The organism is Conyzicola sp. (assembly GCF_057073975.1).
In genome coordinates, this window is the sequence record NZ_JBXMIS010000023.1 from 20,428 (window position 1) to 39,649 (window position 19,222).

The 19,222-nt window shown below is 67.0% G+C and carries 16 protein-coding genes; 8 read left to right on the forward strand and 8 right to left on the reverse strand.

The features are described from left to right. Window positions 1–81: 81 nt before the first annotated feature. Window positions 82–1,194, forward strand: a complete 1,113-nt coding sequence (locus tag AC14A7_RS02185) for a DegT/DnrJ/EryC1/StrS family aminotransferase (RefSeq protein WP_484006244.1) — start codon at window positions 82–84, stop codon at window positions 1,192–1,194. A 28-nt stretch (window positions 1,195–1,222) separates the two neighbouring features. Beyond that, window positions 1,223–2,146: a glycosyltransferase family 2 protein gene (locus tag AC14A7_RS02190; protein WP_484006260.1), complete on the forward strand. Its 924-nt coding sequence runs from the start codon at window positions 1,223–1,225 to the stop codon at window positions 2,144–2,146. An 18-nt stretch (window positions 2,147–2,164) separates the two neighbouring features. Here the strand turns inward: AC14A7_RS02190 and AC14A7_RS02195 are convergent, their stop codons facing one another. Next, window positions 2,165–3,682, reverse strand: a complete 1,518-nt coding sequence (locus AC14A7_RS02195; RefSeq protein ID WP_484006245.1) for a glucosyltransferase domain-containing protein — start codon at window positions 3,680–3,682, stop codon at window positions 2,165–2,167. A gap of 63 nt (window positions 3,683–3,745) precedes the next feature. Here AC14A7_RS02195 and AC14A7_RS02200 point away from each other — a divergent pair, with 63 nt between their 5' ends. From AC14A7_RS02200 to AC14A7_RS02220, 5 genes are read left to right on the forward strand one after another with little or no spacing between them, the layout of a single operon-like run. Further along, window positions 3,746–4,162 (forward strand): GtrA family protein, encoded by a 417-nt coding sequence (locus AC14A7_RS02200; RefSeq protein ID WP_484006246.1) that lies wholly within the window; start codon window positions 3,746–3,748, stop codon window positions 4,160–4,162. Then, window positions 4,159–5,103, forward strand: a complete 945-nt coding sequence (locus tag AC14A7_RS02205; protein WP_484006247.1) for a WxcM-like domain-containing protein — start codon at window positions 4,159–4,161, stop codon at window positions 5,101–5,103. Before AC14A7_RS02200 ends, AC14A7_RS02205 begins: the two co-directional genes overlap by 4 nt. Before the next feature lie 39 nt (window positions 5,104–5,142). After that, complete coding sequence (locus AC14A7_RS02210) at window positions 5,143–7,623, forward strand: glycosyltransferase (RefSeq protein ID WP_484006248.1); 2,481 nt, start codon at window positions 5,143–5,145, stop codon at window positions 7,621–7,623. Further along, a complete protein-coding gene (locus AC14A7_RS02215; RefSeq protein WP_484006249.1) occupies window positions 7,624–8,868 on the forward strand; it encodes a polysaccharide biosynthesis protein in 1,245 nt (414 codons plus the stop codon). Then, window positions 8,868–10,724, forward strand: a complete 1,857-nt coding sequence (locus tag AC14A7_RS02220; RefSeq protein WP_484006250.1) for a hypothetical protein — start codon at window positions 8,868–8,870, stop codon at window positions 10,722–10,724. Before AC14A7_RS02215 ends, AC14A7_RS02220 begins: the two co-directional genes overlap by 1 nt. On the opposite strand, the gene AC14A7_RS02225 is transcribed toward AC14A7_RS02220, so the two are convergent. The 7 genes from AC14A7_RS02225 to AC14A7_RS02255 all read right to left on the reverse strand — a co-directional run bounded on the left by AC14A7_RS02225 (window position 10,696) and on the right by AC14A7_RS02255 (window position 18,097). Beyond that, window positions 10,696–12,192: a DUF2142 domain-containing protein gene (locus AC14A7_RS02225; RefSeq protein ID WP_484006251.1), complete on the reverse strand. Its 1,497-nt coding sequence runs from the start codon at window positions 12,190–12,192 to the stop codon at window positions 10,696–10,698. The two genes, AC14A7_RS02220 and AC14A7_RS02225, sit on opposite strands and share 29 nt — an antisense overlap. Window positions 12,193–12,214: 22 nt before the next feature. Then, complete coding sequence (locus tag AC14A7_RS02230) at window positions 12,215–12,616, reverse strand: DUF2304 domain-containing protein (protein ID WP_484006252.1); 402 nt, start codon at window positions 12,614–12,616, stop codon at window positions 12,215–12,217. Next, entirely contained in the window at window positions 12,613–13,347 is a 735-nt protein-coding gene (locus AC14A7_RS02235; RefSeq protein WP_484006253.1) for a glycosyltransferase family 2 protein, read from the reverse strand. The genes AC14A7_RS02230 and AC14A7_RS02235 overlap by 4 nt, the downstream gene beginning before the upstream one ends. A gap of 37 nt (window positions 13,348–13,384) precedes the next feature. Continuing rightward, window positions 13,385–14,284 carry a glycosyltransferase family 2 protein gene (locus AC14A7_RS02240; protein WP_484006254.1) on the reverse strand — a complete coding sequence of 300 codons (900 nt, stop codon included), beginning with the start codon at window positions 14,282–14,284 and terminating at the stop codon, window positions 13,385–13,387. Continuing rightward, on the reverse strand, window positions 14,281–15,462 hold the full coding sequence (locus AC14A7_RS02245) for an O-antigen ligase family protein (RefSeq protein WP_484006255.1): 1,182 nt from the start codon (window positions 15,460–15,462) through the stop codon (window positions 14,281–14,283). Before AC14A7_RS02245 ends, AC14A7_RS02240 begins: the two co-directional genes overlap by 4 nt. Window positions 15,463–15,575: 113 nt before the next feature. Next, window positions 15,576–16,886 carry an O-antigen ligase family protein gene (locus AC14A7_RS02250; protein ID WP_484006256.1) on the reverse strand — a complete coding sequence of 437 codons (1,311 nt, stop codon included), beginning with the start codon at window positions 16,884–16,886 and terminating at the stop codon, window positions 15,576–15,578. 29 nt (window positions 16,887–16,915) lie between these two features. Continuing rightward, a complete protein-coding gene (locus AC14A7_RS02255) occupies window positions 16,916–18,097 on the reverse strand; it encodes an acyl-CoA dehydrogenase family protein (RefSeq protein WP_484006257.1) in 1,182 nt (393 codons plus the stop codon). A gap of 109 nt (window positions 18,098–18,206) precedes the next feature. Here AC14A7_RS02255 and manA point away from each other — a divergent pair. After that, on the forward strand, window positions 18,207–19,222 hold a 1,016-nt coding region (gene manA, locus AC14A7_RS02260), incomplete at its 3' end, for a mannose-6-phosphate isomerase, class I (RefSeq protein ID WP_484006258.1).

The following is a 19,222-nucleotide window of genomic DNA, read 5'->3' on the forward strand; positions in this document are numbered from 1 at the left end:
ATCGATGTCGTTCGGCAGCACTATTAAGCTAGGGCGGGCCCACCCACGGCCAGTGCCACTACCGATCACAGGACCGCTCCCATGACGCAAGCTGAAACCCCTGTGCCGTTCAATGCCCTTGGTCGCGGAACGGCGTTGATTCGCGGCGACCTCGACGTCGCGATTGACCGGGTGGTCTCCAGCGGGTGGTACGTGCTCGGGCCGGAGCACGATGCCTTTCAGCTCGAGCTAGCCGACTATCTCGGCGTCGGGCACGCCGTCGGAGTGGCGAACGGAACCGATGCTCTCCAGCTCGCTCTCGCGGCGCTCGGTGTCGGCCCGGGCGCCCGCGTGCTGACCGCGGCCAATGCGGGCGGGTACACATCCACGGCGGTTCGCGCGCTCATGGCGATTCCGGTCTACGCCGACGTCGACGACGCGACCCTGCTCCTCACTGTCGAAACCATCCGCGCAGCCGTCGAGACGATGGATTCCGCTCCGAGCGTCATCGTGGTGACGCACTTGTATGGGGCGGCGGCCGACATCCATTCGATCTGCGCATGGGCGCGTGATCGTGGCATCCGTGTCGTCGAGGACTGCGCGCAGTCGATCGGTGCCCGCGCTGGTTCTGTCATGGCGGGTTCGGTTGCCGACGCCGCGACGCTCAGCTTCTACCCCACCAAGAACCTCGGCGCGCTCGGCGATGGCGGAGCGGTGGTGACATCGGATGACGCCGTCGCGACGGCCGTGCGCGAGCTTCGACAGTACGGCTGGGCCTCGAAGTACCGGGCAGCACGCGAGGGCGGGCGCAACTCACGACTGGACGAGCTGCAGGCGGCGGTGCTGCGGGCCAAGCTTCCCCTGCTGGCCGGATGGAACGAGCGGAGGCGCGAGATCCATCGTCGCTACGAGTTCGCCGCCAGCAGCGGTGTGCGCTTCGTCAATACGGTCGGCGACCACTTCGTCGGGCACCTCGCAGTCGTGCAGGTGGAAGACAGGGATGCCGCTCGCGCGGTGTTCGACCGTCACGGCGTGACGACCGACGTTCACTACCCGATCCCCGACCATCTGCAGCCCGTGGCGGCCGGTGGACCCCCGCATACCCCGCTGCCCGTGACGGAGCGGGCGGCCAGCCGGGTGCTGTCGCTTCCGCTGTTCCCCGAGCTCACGGACGCGGAGATCAACCGCGTGTGCGCCGCGATTGCGGAGGTGTGACGTGGCTGCAGCCAGCCAAAAGGCCGTGATGTACTCGGTTGTGGTCCCCGTGTACAAGAACTATGACAGCCTCCCTTTGGTGATCGAGCGACTGGAGTGGCTGGCAGGCCAGCTTGACGGCGTGCTCGAGGCCGTCTTCGTCGTCGACGGCTCGCCAGATCGCTCTGCAGAGCTGCTGCGGAAGCTCCTCGCGGGGTCCAGCCTGCCGTCGCAGCTACTGTGCCATTCGCGCAACTTCGGCTCGTTTGCGGCCATCCGCTCCGGATTCCTCGCGGCGCGCGGCGAGTACATCGCCGCGATGGCTGCCGACCTGCAGGAACCGGTCGAGCTCATCCAGTCGTTCTTCGAGCGCCTCGCCACCGGGGAGTGGGATGTCGCGATCGGCACCCGCACCGCCCGCGAGGATCCGGGGCTCTCCAAGCTGGCCTCGCGAACGTACTGGTCGTTCTACCGCCGGTGGGTCCAGCCGGACATGCCGGTCGGGGGCGTGGACATCTTTGCCTGCAGCCGAAAGGTAGCGCGCAACTTCGAAGCACTCCCGGAGTCCAACTCGAGCCTCGTCGGCCTGCTCTTCTGGCTCGGCTTCCGCCGGGTCGAGGTGCCATACGCGCGGGCGGCCCGCGAGCACGGCACCAGCGGCTGGACGTCTCGCAAGAAGATCTCCTACCTGCTCGACAGCATCTTCTCTTTCTCGAGCCTGCCGATCTCTGTGATCCTCGCCGTCGGCCTCCTCGGCTCCATCGGAGCCCTCGTCGCGGCCTTCGTGGTGTTCCTGTCGTGGCTGTTCGGGTCGATCGCCGTGCCAGGGTACGCAGCGCTCATGCTCGTGCTGTTATTCGCGACCGGGAGCATCCTGTTCGCACTCGGCATCGTTGGTACGTATGTGTGGCGCACATTCGAGAACACCAAGGGTCGCCCGTCATCCATCGTGATGAGCCACGACTCGTTCTGACCGGCTGGTCTTCTGACGCTACTTCGCGCTGTCTCCGAAGTTGAGCAGCAGCGTGCCGTCCTCGACGGCGATCCACCCGTCGAGGGGGTACTCAGGCATGTCGTCGAACTCTCGGCGCGCCTTCTTCTCCTGTGACGCGGTCGCCTCGACGACCCGGATTCCGTGCGCGGCAAGAAACAGCCGTGTCCGCATCTCGTTGAGGTCGAAGAACGAGAGGCCGAAGGTCTCGTGCTGCTCGGTGAACACGCCGTCGGAGAAGTCGTGCAGGCCGTTGACGACGATGGGCAGCTCTGCGTACTGGTCGCCGTCGAGCAGGCGGTCCTTCTCCTGGCCGATCTGGAAGGCGAGCTGCAGGTCCATTGCATAGCTCGTCGCCGCCGTGGCGAACAGCCGGTTGGAGACAGTCGCGCTGCCGAGCACGGCGAGCACCGCGAGAGCCGCGACACCGGCGAGGAGCGGTCGACGCGCCACGACCGGAAGCCGCCACGAATAGGTCGACGCGATAACCCCGAGTGCGATGACGAGGATGGGAAGGTAGATCATCGATCGGAAGACGACTACGAACGCAAGGGCCTCGATCATGAAGGGCACCGCGAGGATGGCGAGGAGCGCAGCCGCGCGGATGATGCGCTCCGACCGCGTGCCCGGCGTGCGGATGACGGCGACGATGGCGGCGATGAGCAGCAGCCCGACCGCGATGGCGAGCCACGGCGAGGTGAGGCCGAAGCGGTCCGGCGAGAGCGTGAACGTTCCGATCACGTCGTCGAACGCTGATTGAAGGCGAGCGCGCGGCTCGCGCACGAAACCCGCGAGATCGAGGAACTGGCTTGTATACGTGCCGAGCGGGTTGCCAGAGATCACCGAGACCACCAGCCCGATCACCCGGGATGCGACGAGGGACAGTACTGTCGCCCCGACGAGGAGACCGGCCGCGCGGATGGTCGGCGTGAGAACCACGAGAACGAGGGCCACGATCGCCACGACGAGCAGGAAGGTGTCGTAGACGGCGATCGCGGCGGCCGCAGAGAGCACCGCGGCGATGCGCCAGCGCCAGCGCGATGAGGTGATGCCCTGCGCGAAGCCGAGAACCAGCACGTGGCCGATGCCGACAACCCAGGCGATGCTGCTGAAGGAAAAAGTAAATGCGAGCACGGGAAAGGTGCCGGCGACGGAGGCGACAGCCGCCGCCCGCCACGGCGACAGGCCGAAGAAGCGCCGGGAGAGCAACCACCAGGTTGCCCCGGCCAGACCGACGCCGAGAGCCGTCGACACGACGGGCGCAACGGGGTTGGGAATCAGCAGCGCGAGGCCGGCCATCGCCCACCGACCCTCGATAACGCTCCCCTCCGCTCTCTCAGCGCGGCTGAAGTAGGCGGTCGCCTCTTCGTCGATCGACAGATTGAATGAGAAGATCTCGAAGCCGTACGCCACGAGCAGCGCGGCGACGAACACCGCGAGTGGCGCGACCACGGCCATCGGAAAGGGCGAGATCTCAGGTGCGTCGGTGGGCCGCGCTGGCCGGGTTGCCTCGTTCATCGGCCCCAATCTATCCGAGAGTTGGCGCCGTCCGGGGCCGGGGATGTGAGGCAGAATTGGCGGGTGATCAGGAAGATGCTGGAGAACTCCGCGGTGAGGTTCCTCCTCGTCGGCGGCGTCAACACCCTCGTCACCTACGCGGTCTTCGTGATCCTCGGATTGGTGCTTCCCGCGTGGGTGGCCTTCACGATCGCCTTCGCCATCGGGCTCGTGATCGTCGCGCTCGGCTCATCGCGCATCGTGTTCCGCTCCCAGCTGCGCCTCGGCCGGATCGCGGCGTTCACCGCGTGGTACGTCATCGCCTATGCGATCGGCCAACTGGTCGTCGCCATGGTGTCGCCGCACGGTGTGCTCGAGCTCGTGCTCACCAGTGCGGTAATCGTCGCGGTGACGACGCCGCTCTCCTATCTTGTCGGGCGCTTCATCTTCGGCCGCCCCACAGAGTCCACCCTGCTGCCTGAGCGAGAATCGAACCAATGAGCGCATTCATCCACTCCCATGCCCTGTGCGAGTCCGACACCATCGGCGACCGCACCCGGGTGTGGGCCTTCGCGCACATTCTTCCCGGCGCCGTCATCGGGGAGGACTGCAACATCTGCGACGGCGTCTTCGTCGAGGGCGAGGCCCGCGTGGGCGACCGCGTCACCGTCAAGTGCGGGGTGCAGCTCTGGGATGGAGTGACCCTTGAGGACGACGTCTTCGTCGGGCCGAACGCTACATTCACGAACGACCTGTTCCCGCGAAGCAGGATGCACCCAGAGAGCTACGCGAAGACCGTGGTGCGCAAGGGGGCGTCGATCGGGGCGAATGCCACGATCCTGCCCGGCGTCACGATCGGTGCCGGGGCGATGGTAGGGGCGGGAAGCGTCGTCACTCGCGACGTGCCAGAGCACGCCATCGTCGTCGGCAACCCGGCGCGCATCACCGGGTACGCCAACACCAAGGCGCTTCCAGAGGTCGACGCAGTCGCGACGGTCGGCTCCGAGAGCGAGGGCATGGTGCGGGGAGTCGCGCTGCGCTCCCTGACGAGGGCGATCGACCTTCGCGGATCGCTTGTCGCCAGCGAGCTGGGATCTGACTTCCCGTTCGAGCCACGGCGCTTCTTCGTCGTCTACGACGTGCCGAGCATCGAGGCGCGGGGTGCTCATGCGCACCTCGAGTGCGCCCAGTTCCTTGTCTGCCTTTCTGGCTCCGTGCGCGCGATCGTCGACGACGGCGACAATCGCGAGGAGTACCTTCTCGACCGCCCAGACCGCGGGCTCTACGTTCCCCCGATGATCTGGGGCACCCAGTACCAGTACTCGAAAGACGCGGTTCTGCTGGTCTTCGCCTCGCACCACTACGACAACGACGACTACGTGCGCAGCTATGAGGTGTTCCGCGAACTCGCCGCAAAGAACCCCTCCGCGAGTTCCCTCTAAGATTGGTTGGGCTGCCGAGCGGTGGAGAGCGGGGAGAAAATGGCTGAGTCACGCGCTGGCACTGTCTCCGTCATCCTCGTCAACTTCCGTGGGGCCGACGACACCCTTGTCGCCGTTGAGGCGCTTCGCGCGTGCGACTGGCCGAGCGAGATGCTCGAGATCGTGGTCGTCGAGAACGGCTCAGGCGACGGCAGCCTCGCCCGCATCGCTGCAGGCGCACCCGACGTCGTTCTCGTCGAGTCGACGGAGAACCTCGGGTTCGCCGGCGGCTGCAACCTCGGAGTCTCGGCGAGCTCCGGCGAGTTCGTCGCCTTCCTCAACAGTGACGCCAAGCCGGATTCGAACTGGATCAGCGCAGCCGTCGAGACGTTTGGCGAGTCTGACGATATCGTCGCGGTCGCCAGCAAGGTGCTCGACTGGGATGGCGAGGTTGTCGACTACATCGACTCCGCCATGACCTGGTTCGGCAAGGGCTACAAGCCCTTCGTCACCGAGACGGCGGGCACCCTCGGCACCAAGGCGAAGGACGTTCTCTTCGGAACCGGCTCTGCCATGTTCGTGCGCCGCTCGGCCTACGAGGCGCTCGGCGGCTTCGACGAGCGCTTCTTCATGTTCTACGAAGACGTCGACCTCGGCTGGCGGATAAACCTGCGCGGATGGCGATTCCGCTACCAGCCGGAGTCGATCGCGTTCCACAAGCACCACGGTGCCGTCGACAAGTTCGCCTCCTTCCGCGAGCAGTACTTCCTCGAGCGCAACGCGCTCTTCACCATCTTCAAGAACTTCGAGCAGGGCACGCTCGACGAGGTCCTCCCGGCCGCACTCGCTCTGAGCATTCGCCGGGCAGTGTCGACCGCGGGCCTTGACTCCACATCGTTCGACTTCAGGAACGAGGCGATGGATGCCGAGGCGAGCGAGCCGATCGCGCGCACGGCGCTTGCCTCTGTCTATGCGATCGACCAGTTCGTCGAGCAGCTGCCAGGTCTCGCCGCGGCGCGCGCAGAGGTGCAGTCCACCCGCCGCGTATCAGACCGCGCCATCTGGTCGCTCTTCGGCCGCGTTGACGCTATCCCCGCCGACAACACCTCCTACAGCGCCGGCCACGAGGCGATCGTCGACACCTTCCGTGTGACGGAGCCAGCGGACCGCACCAGGGTGCTTGTCATCACCGGAGACCCCATCGGTGTCAAGATGGCCGGGCCGGCTATCCGCGCCTGGCACATGGCCGAGGCTCTGAGCGCTCAGAACGATGTCACGCTCGTCACGCTCTCGAGCCTCGAGGAGGTCACTGCGCCGTTCGCCGTGCGCAGGGTGCGGGCAGGAGACAACCGCGCGTTCGAGCCGCTGGAGAAGTGGGCAGACGTCATCGTCTTCCAGGGTCACGCCATGGCCGCGTTCGACGCCCTCGCACACACCTCCAAGATCGTCGTCGCCGACATCTACGACCCGATGCACCTCGAGCAGCTGGAGCAGGGGAGAGAGCTGCCTGCCGCCACGTGGGACAAGCAGGTCGGGGATGCGACCCGCGTTCTCAACGAGCAGTTGGCCAAGGCCGACTTCTTCCTCTGCGCCTCCGACCGCCAGCGCATGTTCTACCTCGGGCAGCTTGCTGCTCTCGGCCGCATCAACCCGGCCAACTACCAGGGCGACCCCGATCTGTCGCGGCTGATCGCCGTCGCGCCGTTCGGGCTCGACGAGGTGGCTCCGGTGCACGAGCGGCCAGTACTCAAGGGCGTCCTGCCAGGAATCGGGGAGTCCGACAAGCTGCTGCTGTGGGGCGGCGGGCTCTACAACTGGTTCGACCCGGAGACCCTGATCCGCGCGGTCGCCGAGGTGTCGACGCGTCGCGACGGGGTTCGCCTGTTCTTCCAAGGAACCAAGCACCCGCATCCTGGCGTTCCGGAGATGGCGATCGTCAGCGAGTCCCGTGCGCTCGCGGCCGAGCTGGGGGCACTCGATACCACGGTGTTCTTCAACTCCTCGTGGGTCGACTACGCCGACCGCCAGAACTACCTGACCGAGGCGGACGCGGGGGTGAGCACGCATTTCGACCATGTTGAGACGACCTTCTCGTTCCGCACCCGCATCCTCGACTACCTCTGGGCCGGGTTGCCCATGGTCGTCACCGATGGAGACAGCTTCGCCGAACTCGTGCGCTCGGAGAACCTTGGAATCGTCGTTCCGGAGCGCGACGTGGCCGCGCTCGCCGCAGCCCTGGAGAGCATTCTCTTCGACGAGGCGGTTGTCGCAGAAGCGAAGGCGAACATCGCACGAGTGCGGGAGCGATTCCTGTGGTCGACGACGCTCGCGCCGCTCGTGGAGTTCGCGGCGCACCCGCGGCATGCGCCGGATTTCGTCGAGGGGCGAATGGCCGCCGGTGAGCTCCCTACCGATCGCGGACCGCGTCGACGCAAGCCCTACGGGTTCCTTCACAACGTCGCCCTCGCTCGTCACTACCTGCAGAACGGCGGACCACGAGTGGTGCTGCGCAAGGTCGCCAATCGACTGAAGAACCGCTGAATGGCTCGCCGACTCGACGGATTCCTGCTCATCGCACTGGCCACTGCCGTGGCCGGGGTGCTCGGCTACCTCGTCACCTGGTTCGTCTACCGGCAGATCGGGCCCGGCGCCTACTCGCTGTTCGCCGTCTACTGGGCGACCCTGTACCTGCTCGTGGGTGGACTATCGGGCATCCAGCAGGAGATGACGAGGGCAACCCGTTTCAGCGAGCCGGGCAGGACCGAGCCGAGGGGGTGGGGATCTGCGCGCAGGTTCGCGCTGATCGCGGCATCGCTCGTGCTCGTCGTCGTGATCGCGACGGCTCCCGCCTGGGCGCCGGTCGTCTTCCCCGCCACCGGCGCAGCGCTCGTGCTTCCGCTTGCTGTCGGCGCGGCGGCCAACGTTCTGGTGGTGTCCCTCGCCGGAACGCTCTACGGCCTGAAGATCTGGCGCCCTCTCGGGGTGCTCATCGCGCTCGACGGCGTTCTGCGACTGAGCTCGCTCGCGATCGCCCTGCAGTTCACGCACGACCTCGTCGTGCTCGCGTGGCTGGTGTCGCTCCCCTTCCCCGCTGTGGTCATCGTGGTGTGGCTCATCGCCCGCAGGCGCATCATCGGCCGGAGCTTCCTCGACGTCGGCTACCGGGCGCTGACCTGGAACGTCGCGCGAACGGTGCTCGCATCCATCTCGACGGCCGTGCTCGTCAGTGGGTTCCCGCTCCTGCTCGGCATCGCGGGCCAGGGGCAGAGCCCCGCGCTGGTCGGCGAGGTGATCTTCACCATCACCCTCATCCGGGCACCGCTCATCATCACCGTCATGTCGTTCCAGAGCTTCTTCGTCGTGCGGTTCCGTGACCATCCCGAGGCGCGGCTTCGCACGCTCGTCGGACTGCTCGGCATCATCGGCACCGGCGCGGTGGTTCTCGGTGGCCTCGGCTGGCTGTTCGGCGTGCCGGTGCTCCAGGTCGTCTCTGGAACACCGTCGTCGCTCGACGGCGGACTCATTGCCCTGCTCGTCGGCTCGTCGGCTCTTGTCGCTGCACTGTGCGTGACGGCGCCCGCGCTGCTCGCGCGCGGCGAGCACGTCGGGTACTCGGCGGGCTGGGTCGCCGCGGCGGTGGCCACAGCAATCGCCATGGCGCTGCCCATAGAATTCCTTCCGCGCGTCGAACTGGCCGTACTCGTCGGCCCGGTTGTCGGCCTCGTTGTTCACGGTGCGTGGCTGATCGCCACACGAAACCGCCCCATTCGTCTGGAGTTCTCCTAGTGCGTATCCCTCTCAGCAAGCGGGCGCTTATCGCGTCCGCCGGCGCGACTGTCGTGCTGCTCCTCGCCGGGGTCGGCGCAATGGCCGGTCTTCCCGCCTGGTCCCTGATCGGCATCTCGTCGGTGCCATGGGTGATCGCGCTCGCCCATCGGTTCGGCGCGACGCTCACCACCGTCGGTGTGGGGCTCACTGCCACTCTCGCCTTCTTCCTCTCGCTCTTCGGCACTGCGGCTACCGGCCTCCCCCTGCTCGGCACGGTCGTCGTGGTATCGACGCTTGCCGGCATCGGCGGGGTGGCGATGTGCGTGCGCGAGCGCGACCGCATCCGCCTGCCGTCCCGGCTCGCTCTCGCCGTGTGGGTGCCGTCGACGCTCGGAGGCCTCGTCTGGATAGCTACCATGATCGCCAGCCGGTTCGTTGCCTCCGCCACTGAGCTGTCATGGGTCATGCTCGGCGACTCGGCGAACAACCTCCTCTTCGGCAGGGAGCTCGTGCAGCGCAACGGCATCGGCGTCGACATAACGCAGAACCCCGTTCCGCTTCCTGCATCCTTCATCGGTATCGCGCTCGACTCCGGGCGGGCTGGCGTCGCGGCCGATTCGCTGTCGAGACACGACATCGTCGCGTTCGCCACGGTCTGGAGCGCGCTCATCGTGCTCACCTGCGTCATGTGCGGAGCGGTGGCGTCGACCATCGCCCGCTCAGCCGGAGGGCGGCCGCTGCTGGTCGGCGTCGTCGCCGCTGGCGCCTCACTCGTTCCGTTGAGCTGGTTCATCTCCGGCTACGCGCTCGAGTACGGGTTCTTCAATACCCACGTCTCCCTGCCGATCCTGTTCGCCGCCTTCCTCGCCTATCTCGCCCACCGGGAGCACCCCGCGCTGTCGCTGTCGGTGCTCCTGGTCGCCGCGACGCTCGTGCTCGCCGTCTGGAGCCCGCTCGTGGTCATCGTCGCCGGGCTCGGTATCGTCGTGGTCGTCAGGCGGTTCCGGAGTCTTCTCGCGACCCGCGGGCTGGCCCTCATCGGGCTCGTCGTCGCCCTGGGTCAGCTCCTCGCCTACGGGCTCCTGCTGGTGCTGCCGAGCCTTCTGAAGATCTCATCCGCATTCGCTGCGGCCGGCGCGGTCTACAACTTCCACAAGACGATGTTCGCCGTCGTCGCGCTCGCCCTCATCGGCGCCGCGACGGTCGCGTTCCGCCGCCAGCTGCGTGACCACGTGCTGATCGGTGCTCTCGTCGTCGTTGCGGCCTCGGCTCTTGGGCTGGGGGCCCTGCTGTTCGCTGTGCGGGACACCCCGAACCCGTGGTCGTACTACCCGATGAAGTTCGCCTGGCTGGTCACGGTCTACGCGATCGTGCTGATCATCGGGTATGCCAGCGGCGCCGTCGCCAGGGTCACCCGTCCCGCGTGGATTCGCGGGGTCGGGCTGGCCGTCGTAGCCGCCCTCATCCTCGGCTTCCTCGCGTTCGCACCGGGCAACCGCTCGACCGACGGAGTCAACGATGCGGTTTCCTCTGTGCTCGAGGGACGGTTCATCAGGCCAGGCGACGTGGTGGCCGAGCAGATCTTCGAGAAGGCGACGCCGGAGCAGGCGACGGTGCTCTGGCAGTCAGGCAATCCCGACGAGAGCACCATCAACTTCTGGGTTTGGTCGCTCTGGGCCGACTCTGTCACCGGCAACACCCCGCTTCGAGTTGCGGCCTACGGCCTGTACGACCATGACGATCCGGCGGAGCTCTGCGCGATCATGGGCTACATGGATGGCGACGTCATCGTCGAGACCGCCGATGACACGGTCGAGGAGTACGTGGACGCCAACTGCCCAGAGCTCAATGCGACGGTAGTCGAACCGCGATAAGCGACTGGGCGGCCAGGGCTCGACGCACCACCACGACGAGCAGCAGGGTGCCCACTACGACGATGGCGGTCATCACGAGGATCCAGAGTGCGATTCCGCCAGGGGGCTGCCAGCTCGGCGTGAGCAGCTCCAGCCAGTTGTCTTCAAGGCCGACCGCGTAGCGCCGGATCGCCGTCGCGAAGGAGTAGGCGTGGGCAACGGCAACGAGCACTGTCGCCGAGATCAGCAGGCGGTTTGACACAGAGGCGGAGAGCGCGATCCTGTCGCTCAGCAGTATTCCCGCCGCAGCCATCACGCAGACGAAGACGGGCAGGATGTAGCGCCCCTGCCAGACGACGCCCCCCTCGGTGATGAAGAGGCCGGCAACGACGGGAGGGATCAGCAGGAACGCGGTGAAGAGGATCCCGACGACGACGAGCGGGCGCCCGCGAAGCGCGAGGAGGGAGATCAGCACGAGCCCGCCAGACAGCAGAGACCACACGAAGAACGTGTACTCCGGCGAGGGGGTGTCGAGCCAGCCGAACGTTCCCACCATGCCGAGCGCGTACTGGAAGGTGGCGAGCACCGTCCAGACGAAACCGCGGATTCCCGGCTCCCCGACTCCCGGTGCGATGGTGACCTCGCCGGGCAGCTGGGTCGAACCTCCAAGCGGATTCGTCGTCAGCATCCAGATGCCAGCGCCGAGCGCCCCGATGAAGGCGACGCCGGCGGCAACCTGCACGGAACGCGTCGAGAGCAGCTCGACGATGCGCGACCAAGAGATGAGAGCCAGCGGCACGAGGATGGCGATGGCGACCCAGAGGAGCGAGAGGCCGCGCATGTTGGCGGCCACCACCGCCGACGCAGCCAGGATGCCCGCATAGAGCCGGATGTCGGACCCCGGAGTGCTCCGCACTATCGCCAGCATCGAGACGAAGGTCGCGAGGGTCGCGACGACCTCCAGCGAGTTGGGGTTCACCGCTCCGCCGAGGAAGAAGACCATGGGGGTCAGCGCAGCGAGCAGGCCGACGACGGGGAGCGCCCCGCCGCGCAGGCTCGCAATGACACCTGCTGCTAGCCCGACGAACAGTGACACGAGAATGCCGCTGACGATGCGCATCGCGTAGAGCCCGGACTGGTCGTGAAAGGCGAGGCTCGTCCACCCGACGAGCGCATAGTAGAAGGGGTTGTAGAGGCCCGCGGTAGTTTCGGCGGACACCACGGCATCCTCATCGCCCGGCACCGGCGGGGCACAGTCCGCGGTCGTGTTCGGTTCGAAGGCGAAGCAGGTCTGAGCGGCGGAGAAGGCGACGTACTGCGGCGCTTGAACGACGCTGCCGCGCTCGCCGTAGGGCTCGACGAGCTGCCCCTGCCAGAGCGACGCCGCTCTGATGAAGTGGGCCGGCTCGTCAGGAGCCCCCGAGATGGGCGTGGCGAACGCCCACGCGGTGGTGAGGATGCTCGAGACGGCCCAGACGGCGGCGGCCACTCTCCAGACGATGCGCCCCGCCTCAGGCGCCACTGCCCGACTTCCGCTTGGTGCTGGAGGTGGTCGGCTGTGCGGGCGCGTCCGCCGGCCGCCGGTCGTCCATCTCCAGCAGCGCGATGCGCTCGGCGAGGGTGCGGGTCTTGCTCTCGAGCTGGGTCAGCTCCGAGCTGTGCTGGAGGCAGACGAGAAAGAGGGTGGCGATGCCGACAAAGAACACCAGGTTGATCGGGATCTCGACGCCGACGAGACCAGCGACCCAGGTGAGCGTGTTCGGGAAGATTCCGGCGACGAGGGCGAGCACACCGGCGATGATCCACCAGATGGCGTGACGCTCCCGCAGGTGACGTCGCCGCAGTAGCTCGATCACAACGATGAGAACCAGCGCCGCGGCGACGATGCCGAGGATATAGCTTGCGAGAGTCACTCGTTGCTCCTCACGTAGTAGCTGGATGCCGGGCGAGCGAACGCGAAGACGAGCGCGAGGCCGGCGCGACCAAGGTAGACGGCGGATCTCATCGGATTATGCGACGGCACTCCACCCGCCCGCACCCGCATGGACACGGGAACCTGTCGCACGACGAGGCCAGACCGAGATGCGATGACGAGGGCCTCGATCGTGTCGCCGAGGTACTCGGCGGGGTAGTGCGACGCGAACAGGGCGACGGCGCGGGGGCCGGATGCACGGAATCCGCTGGTCGTGTCGGTCAGGCGCGCGCCCGACGTGCGGCTGAGAACCGATGCGAGGGTCTTCATCGCCCACATGCGCGGACCACGCACGCGGTAGTCGCCCTCACCGGCGAAGCGCGCTCCGAGCACGAGGTCAGCCGACTCGAGTTCGGAGAGCAGGGCCGGAACACCGGCAGGATCGTGCTGGCCATCGGAATCGACCTGGACGACGTTGTCGAAGCCGTTCTCCAGCGCGTAGCGGAAGCCGACGCGCATGGCGCCGCCGACACCGAGGTTGAAGGGGAGGGAGGCGACCCGAGCTCCGGCCTGCGCCGCGACCTCGGCGGTGTGGTCGGTGGAACCGTCGTTGACGACGAGCACGGTGACCCCGGGAAGTGCCGCATGGACCTCGCGGATGACGGCCCCGACGGAGGCCTCCTCATTGAGCGCCGGCATCACGATGAGCGTACGCGCATACGAGGATTCCATGCCGTTCAGCCTACCAATCGGTCAAAGTGCGTGAAGCTCAGCGACGGCCCGCGACGTGCGCGAGGATCGCCCGGATGCCGTCACGGTCGCGAGCACCGATCGCCGCCGGGAGCACAGACAGCGCGTTGAGCCGGGAGAGCGCATGCACACGTGCGATGCGGGCCGCGCGGGTCCAGCCCCGTCTCTGCGCGACTGCCGCCATCTCGAGGGAGATGTCGCGCTCCTCGACAAAGCGGCTGCCATCCACCGCGCTCGACGATGACGCGCTGGCGCTGTGTCGTCGATAGTCGAAGACGGGCCGGTCGTCGAGCACCATGGTGCCCCCGGCCATGACCAGGTCGAGCATGAGGGCAAGATCCAGCACGATCTCGAAGTCGTCTCTGAAGCCGACGGCCTGTGCTGCAGCCACGTTCCACGCGATCGATGGAAAGTACGCCCAGTTGCCCCGGAGTAGGCTCGCGGCGAGCTCCTCGTCTCGGAGCACGCGCGGCTGTGCTCCTCGCGGGCGGTAGACAGCCTTGACCCGGTCGGCGAGAGATCTCGATGCCCGCCCGTTCTCGTCGATCGTCTCAACGCCCGGCTGAATGATGGCAGCCCCGGCAAAGCTGTCGGCGAGCTCCCGGATACGGGCGACGTATTGCGGCCGCATGATGTCGTCGCACCCGACGATCACCCCGTAGTCGGACGTCATCATCGCGAGGCTCTTGCGGAAGTTGCCGTTGACGCCGAGGTTCTCCTCGTTGCGGAGGTAGGTGATCCGCGGATCGCCGATTGCCTGCACCCACTCGCCGGGCGCGCTGTCGGGGTAGACATCGTCGATCACGGTGAGTCGCCAGTTCGGATCGGTCTGGGCGAGCACGCTCTCGACGGCCGCCTCGAAGTGGTCGACTCGCCCGTAGAACGGCATGACGATGTCGAGCGGGCGAGGATCGGTCACAGCGGCTCCTGTTCGAGCGGGGTGCGGAAGGCCGTGCGCCAGCTGAGTCTCTGCGAAGCGAGCACGCAGCAGATGACGAGGGTCATCCATCCGAACTCCGTGAGTATCCCACTCTCGGCAAGCGACGCCGTCAGCAGGGCGGCGAGGACGACGGCCGGCCACGTGTAGACCACGCTGCGCTGACGTGCCGCAAGCAGCCACGAGCGCGCGAACGCCAGTCCTGCGAGGCCGAGGAACAGCGCGAACCCTATGAATCCCAGTTGGAACCAGACATCGAGGTAGGCGTTCACAGCAGAATTCGATGGGCGACCCGCGACCGTGCTGAGCAGCGAGTAAGGCACGACGCCGGTATTCCACTGCCCAACCCAGCCCCAGCCCTCGACGATGTGGACACGCAGGAGTGCCCAGACATCTGTCCACAGGGCGAGGCGGTAGTTGAGTTCGCCCGTTGCGTTGAGAAGGCTGATGATGGGACTGCGCAGAGCCCAGGCGGTGATCGCGCCGACGGCGGCGAGAAGCAGCACGCCGACCTGCCAGAAGCGACGCTGCGATACCGGCACGCGGCGAATTCCGTACAGCACGCCCAGCACCACGATGGCGACGAACGCCGTGCCGTAGCCGATTGACGAGCGGGTGAAGAGCAACGTGAGCGCGGCCAGCACGAGCGAGCCGATCGCGAGCCCGCGCTGGATCGAGCGCGTGCGCCACTCGATGATGAAGCTCAGGCCGCCGATGACCGCGAGGAGGCCCATGTCGTTCCGGTTGGCCATGAGACCCGAGATCGGCCCTCCGTTGGCGAGATTGCCGCCAATGCCGAGAAAGCCGATGGGGGAGTCGATCAGCAGGCCTGACAGTACCTCGAGGGCGAGAGAGGCAACCAGAACGAATCGGATGACGTCGCCGAACACCCGGATCACCTGAATGGTGTCGCGAACAAGCGCGATGTACACGCCGAGCAGCGAGAATGCGAAGAGATACGCGAGGCTGCCGACCGTCACCCACTGGTACTGGCTCCAGGCGACCGAGAGCCCGGCCCACACAGTGAACGCGAGGAGGGAGATGGGCAGGAGCCCTGTGCGGTCGAGGGTGTCTCGTCGCGCCCAGGCGGACGCGGCGCACAGCACGAGAAGGGCGGCGAGCATCGCGATGAGCCCCGCCCATCCAATTGTGTTGTGCACGGGCACGGCTAGCACGCCGACACCGACGGCGGTGGTCGCAAGGGTGGAGGCGAGCGGCGCCGAGCCGAGGAAGTCCAGGAGCGCGTCCCTGGCTGAAGGTCGGCGGTTCGCCACTAGCCGGTCGCCCTTGTGCCGAGTTTGGTGCGTACGGCAAGGATCACGACGAGGGCGAGTCCGTACTCCACGAGAAGCCTGCTCTCGGCAACGCTCTGCACGAGCACGGCGACGACGAGCAGGACCGGCAGCAGGGTGAGCGCGGTGTAGCGCTCAGTTGTTCCGGGTGTCACCTGGGGGCGATCAACGGCGAGCTGCCATGATCGCAGCGCGGTGGTGAGCATGAGGGCACCGAACACGACAAGGCCGATGACGCCGAGCTGGAACCAGATGTCGAGCCAGGCGTTGTGCGCGTGGAGCTGGCGAACGCCGCTCTCGAAGGCAAGCGTGTCGAACGGGGGGATCCACGGGATCCACCAGCTCACCCATCCCCACCCGGCGGCGGGTCGCTGCTCGGCGAGATGGATGACCGCACTCCAGATGTCGAGTCGCCCGGTGAGGTCGCTGCTCTTGCCGAGAACTGCGAGAAGGGGCTCACGCGCGGCGACGACCGCGATGATGCCTCCGGTGACGAGTGCCAGCAGGGCCGCGTACACCCCGGCGCGGCCGCGCCTCCCGAGGCGTCGGATTGCGAGGATGGCGACGGTCACGATCGCGAGCACGACGAGGGCGACGGTGATGGTGGCGGAGCGGGTCAACAGAATGCCGGCGACCGCGACGGCGATCCACACGATGCCTGATGCGCGACCGACCCGTCGATCGGCGAGCTGGATGCCGAAGACGATGAGGGCGACGAGCGAGACCATGGCGAGCAGACTCGAGTTGCCGACGATGCCCTGGATCTTGCCGCCGTCGAACAACAGGTTGCGTGACCAGTAGAGCAGCTTGGGGATGGTCTCGTACGAGTCGATGTCGGCGAGGGTGAAGAACGGCAGCAGCGGTCGCCGCACGAAGAGGGAGACGATCAACTCGAAGAGGAGAGACAGGCCGAGGATGATGCGGAGCGCGGTCGAGAGACCGCGGAGGATGCCCGCCCAGTCATAGGTGACAGCGATGGATGCGCCGATGACCACGGTGAGCCAGGTGGCGACCAACCCGAGGGCCGTGGCACCCGGATAGAAGGACCACGCGACAGACGCCGTTGCGAGCGCTAGGAATACAACGAGGGGAATCGGCAGCTCCGGCCAGGTCCACGCGCCCGATCGGTAGGCGCGAACGAGCAGCAGCACGGAGATCACCAGTGTGACGACGGCGATGACGCCGAAACCCACCCAACTGATCGAGTAGCGCCAGGCATCCCCGGCGAACAGGGTGAAGAAGACCAGCGCGATGAACGCAGCACGAAATCGCGGCGCGTCCAAAAAGCTCATGGGGAGAGCCTACCGATGCATGCAGTCGCCTAGACGAAGGCGCCCTTGCCCGTGATCGCGCGGCCGACGATGAGGGTGTTCATCTCGCGGGTTCCCTCGTAGGAGTAGAGCGCCTCCGCATCGGCGAAGTGGCGCATGACTCCGTAATCGAGAACGATGCCGTTGCCGCCGAGGGCCTCGCGGCACCAGGCGACCGTCTCGCGCATCCGGCTTGTGGTGAACTCCTTCGCGAGCGCGGAGTGCTCGTCTTTCTGGATGCCCTCGTCGAGCATCTGGGAGACGCGCGTGACCAAGCCGATCGAGGAGGTGATGTTGCCGAGAGACTTGGCCAGCAGCTCCTGGATGAGCTGGTGCTGTCCGATCGGCTTGCCGAACTGGATGCGCTCGCCCGCGTACTTCACGGCCGCCTCGTAGGCGCCGATCGAGTTGCCGACCGCGGCCCACGCCACCTCTGCGCGGGTGAGGCGCAGCACGGCGGCCGTCTCGCGGAAGGAGTTGCCGCCCTGCAGGCGGTTGGACTCCGGCACGACCATGTCGGTGAAGGTGATGTCGGCGTTCTGCACGATGCGCAGCGCCTGCTTGTTCTCGATGCGGCTGGCCGCGTAGCCGGGGGTGCTCGTCGGCACGATGAAGCCCTTGACCTGGTTGTCGTCGGCGTCGCGCGCCCAGACGATGGTGACGTCGCTGATCGAGCCGTTGCCGATCCAGCGCTTGGAGCCGTTGATCGTCCACGAGTCGCCGTCGCGCTTCGCGACCGTCTGCAAGCCCTGGGCCGTATCGGATCCCGACAGCGGCTCGGTGAGGCCGAAGGCGCCGAGCAGCTCAGCGCTCGCGAACTTGGGCAGCCACTCGGCGCGCTGCTCCGTCGAGCCGGCGACGGCGATCGCGCCCATGACGAGGCCGTTCTGCATGCCGACGAGGGTGGCGACGCTGGCGTCGACCCGTGCCAGCTCGAGGGCGACCCAGCCGCGGAATACCGCGCTGTTCTCGAACCGGCGGGTCTCCTCCCACGGCTGGCCGAACATGCCGAGCCTGGCGAGGCCGTCGACGACGCTGCGCGGGAAGAACTCGGCCTTGGCCCACAGGTCGTTGGCGTACGGTCGCACCTCGGCGTCGAGGAAGGCGCGGAGCTCCATGATCGAGTCCTTCTCCTGCGCCGTGAGGGCGTTCTCGAAGCCGTAGAAATCGCTGGTGAGTTGTTCGAAGGTCATATCGAATGCTCCATTGCTTGTGGGAAACCTCCCAAACACTATGGCGCGGTCGATGTGGGCTACTAGCGCGTTGGTACTTTGGTCTAATCGACGAACAAGGACGGTTCGGATGTTTGTAGGCATCACCAATACCCCGCGCGACTACGCGTGGGGCTCTGCGACCGCGATCGCCGAGCTGCTCGGAACGACCCCGTCGGGCGCACCGCAGGCCGAGCTCTGGCTCGGCACGCACCCGGGATCCCCGTCGCAGACGGCCGACGGCCCGCTCTCCGACATCGTCCAGCTGCCATTCCTGCTCAAGGTGCTCGCGGCGGCATCCCCCCTGTCCCTGCAGGCGCACCCCACGATCGCGCAGGCACGGGCCGGCTTCGCCCGCGAGAACGCGGCAGGGGTTCCGCTCGACGCACCGCACCGCAACTACAAAGACGAGTTGCACAAGCCGGAGATCATCTTCGCCCTCACCCCGTTCCGCGCGCTGTGCGGCTTCCGCCCTGCCGCCGAGACCGCTGCCTCCATCGAGCGACTCCTTGGCGCGGTTCCGGGTAACGCGCCGCTCAACGGATGGCTGGATCGCCTCGGCAGCGACGACGACATCCGCGCGACCTTCGAGTGGCTCATCTCGCGCGGCGCCGGAGTCGATGAGCTCGTCGAGGCCCTCGTCGCGGCGGCGGCTCTCGTCGAGGGCGAGCACTTCTCCCTCGTCGGAGAGCTCGCTGGTGCCTACCCCGGTGACCCCGGCATCGCGATCAGCCTCATGCTCAACCTTGCCGAGCTGTCGCCAGGTGAGGTGCTGTTCCTGCCTGCTGGCAACATCCATGCATATATCGAGGGCCTCGGCATCGAGCTCATGGCGGCGTCCGACAACGTGCTGCGCGGCGGGCTGACCCCGAAGCATGTGGACGTGGACGAGCTGCTTGCCGTGCTCGACTTCACGCCGCTGCCGGTGCCGTACCTGCGGCCAATCTCTGACACCGAGACGGTCGACGTGTTTCGGCCCAACGTGCGCGACTTCGAGCTCGTGCACGTGACGGGCGAGACCGACCTCTCTCTGCCGGCCGACGCCATCGTGCTGTGCACCGCTGGCTCCTTCGAGCTCAACGGCCAGAAGGTCTCGCGGGGCGACTC

What these genes read in the sequence shown, in the direction of transcription:
- AC14A7_RS02185 (WP_484006244.1), top strand. Translation starts at nt 82, where the DNA reads ATGACGCAAGCTGAAACCCCTGTGCCGTTCAATGCCCTTGGTCGCGGA.
- AC14A7_RS02190 (WP_484006260.1), top strand. Translation starts at nt 1,223, where the DNA reads ATGTACTCGGTTGTGGTCCCCGTGTACAAGAACTATGACAGCCTCCCT.
- AC14A7_RS02195 (WP_484006245.1), bottom strand. Translation starts at nt 3,682, where the DNA reads ATGAACGAGGCAACCCGGCCAGCGCGGCCCACCGACGCACCTGAGATC.
- AC14A7_RS02205 (WP_484006247.1), top strand. Translation starts at nt 4,159, where the DNA reads ATGAGCGCATTCATCCACTCCCATGCCCTGTGCGAGTCCGACACCATC.
- AC14A7_RS02210 (WP_484006248.1), top strand. Translation starts at nt 5,143, where the DNA reads ATGGCTGAGTCACGCGCTGGCACTGTCTCCGTCATCCTCGTCAACTTC.
- AC14A7_RS02215 (WP_484006249.1), top strand. Translation starts at nt 7,624, where the DNA reads ATGGCTCGCCGACTCGACGGATTCCTGCTCATCGCACTGGCCACTGCC.
- AC14A7_RS02235 (WP_484006253.1), bottom strand. Translation starts at nt 13,347, where the DNA reads ATGGAATCCTCGTATGCGCGTACGCTCATCGTGATGCCGGCGCTCAAT.
- AC14A7_RS02250 (WP_484006256.1), bottom strand. Translation starts at nt 16,886, where the DNA reads ATGAGCTTTTTGGACGCGCCGCGATTTCGTGCTGCGTTCATCGCGCTG.
- AC14A7_RS02255 (WP_484006257.1), bottom strand. Translation starts at nt 18,097, where the DNA reads ATGACCTTCGAACAACTCACCAGCGATTTCTACGGCTTCGAGAACGCC.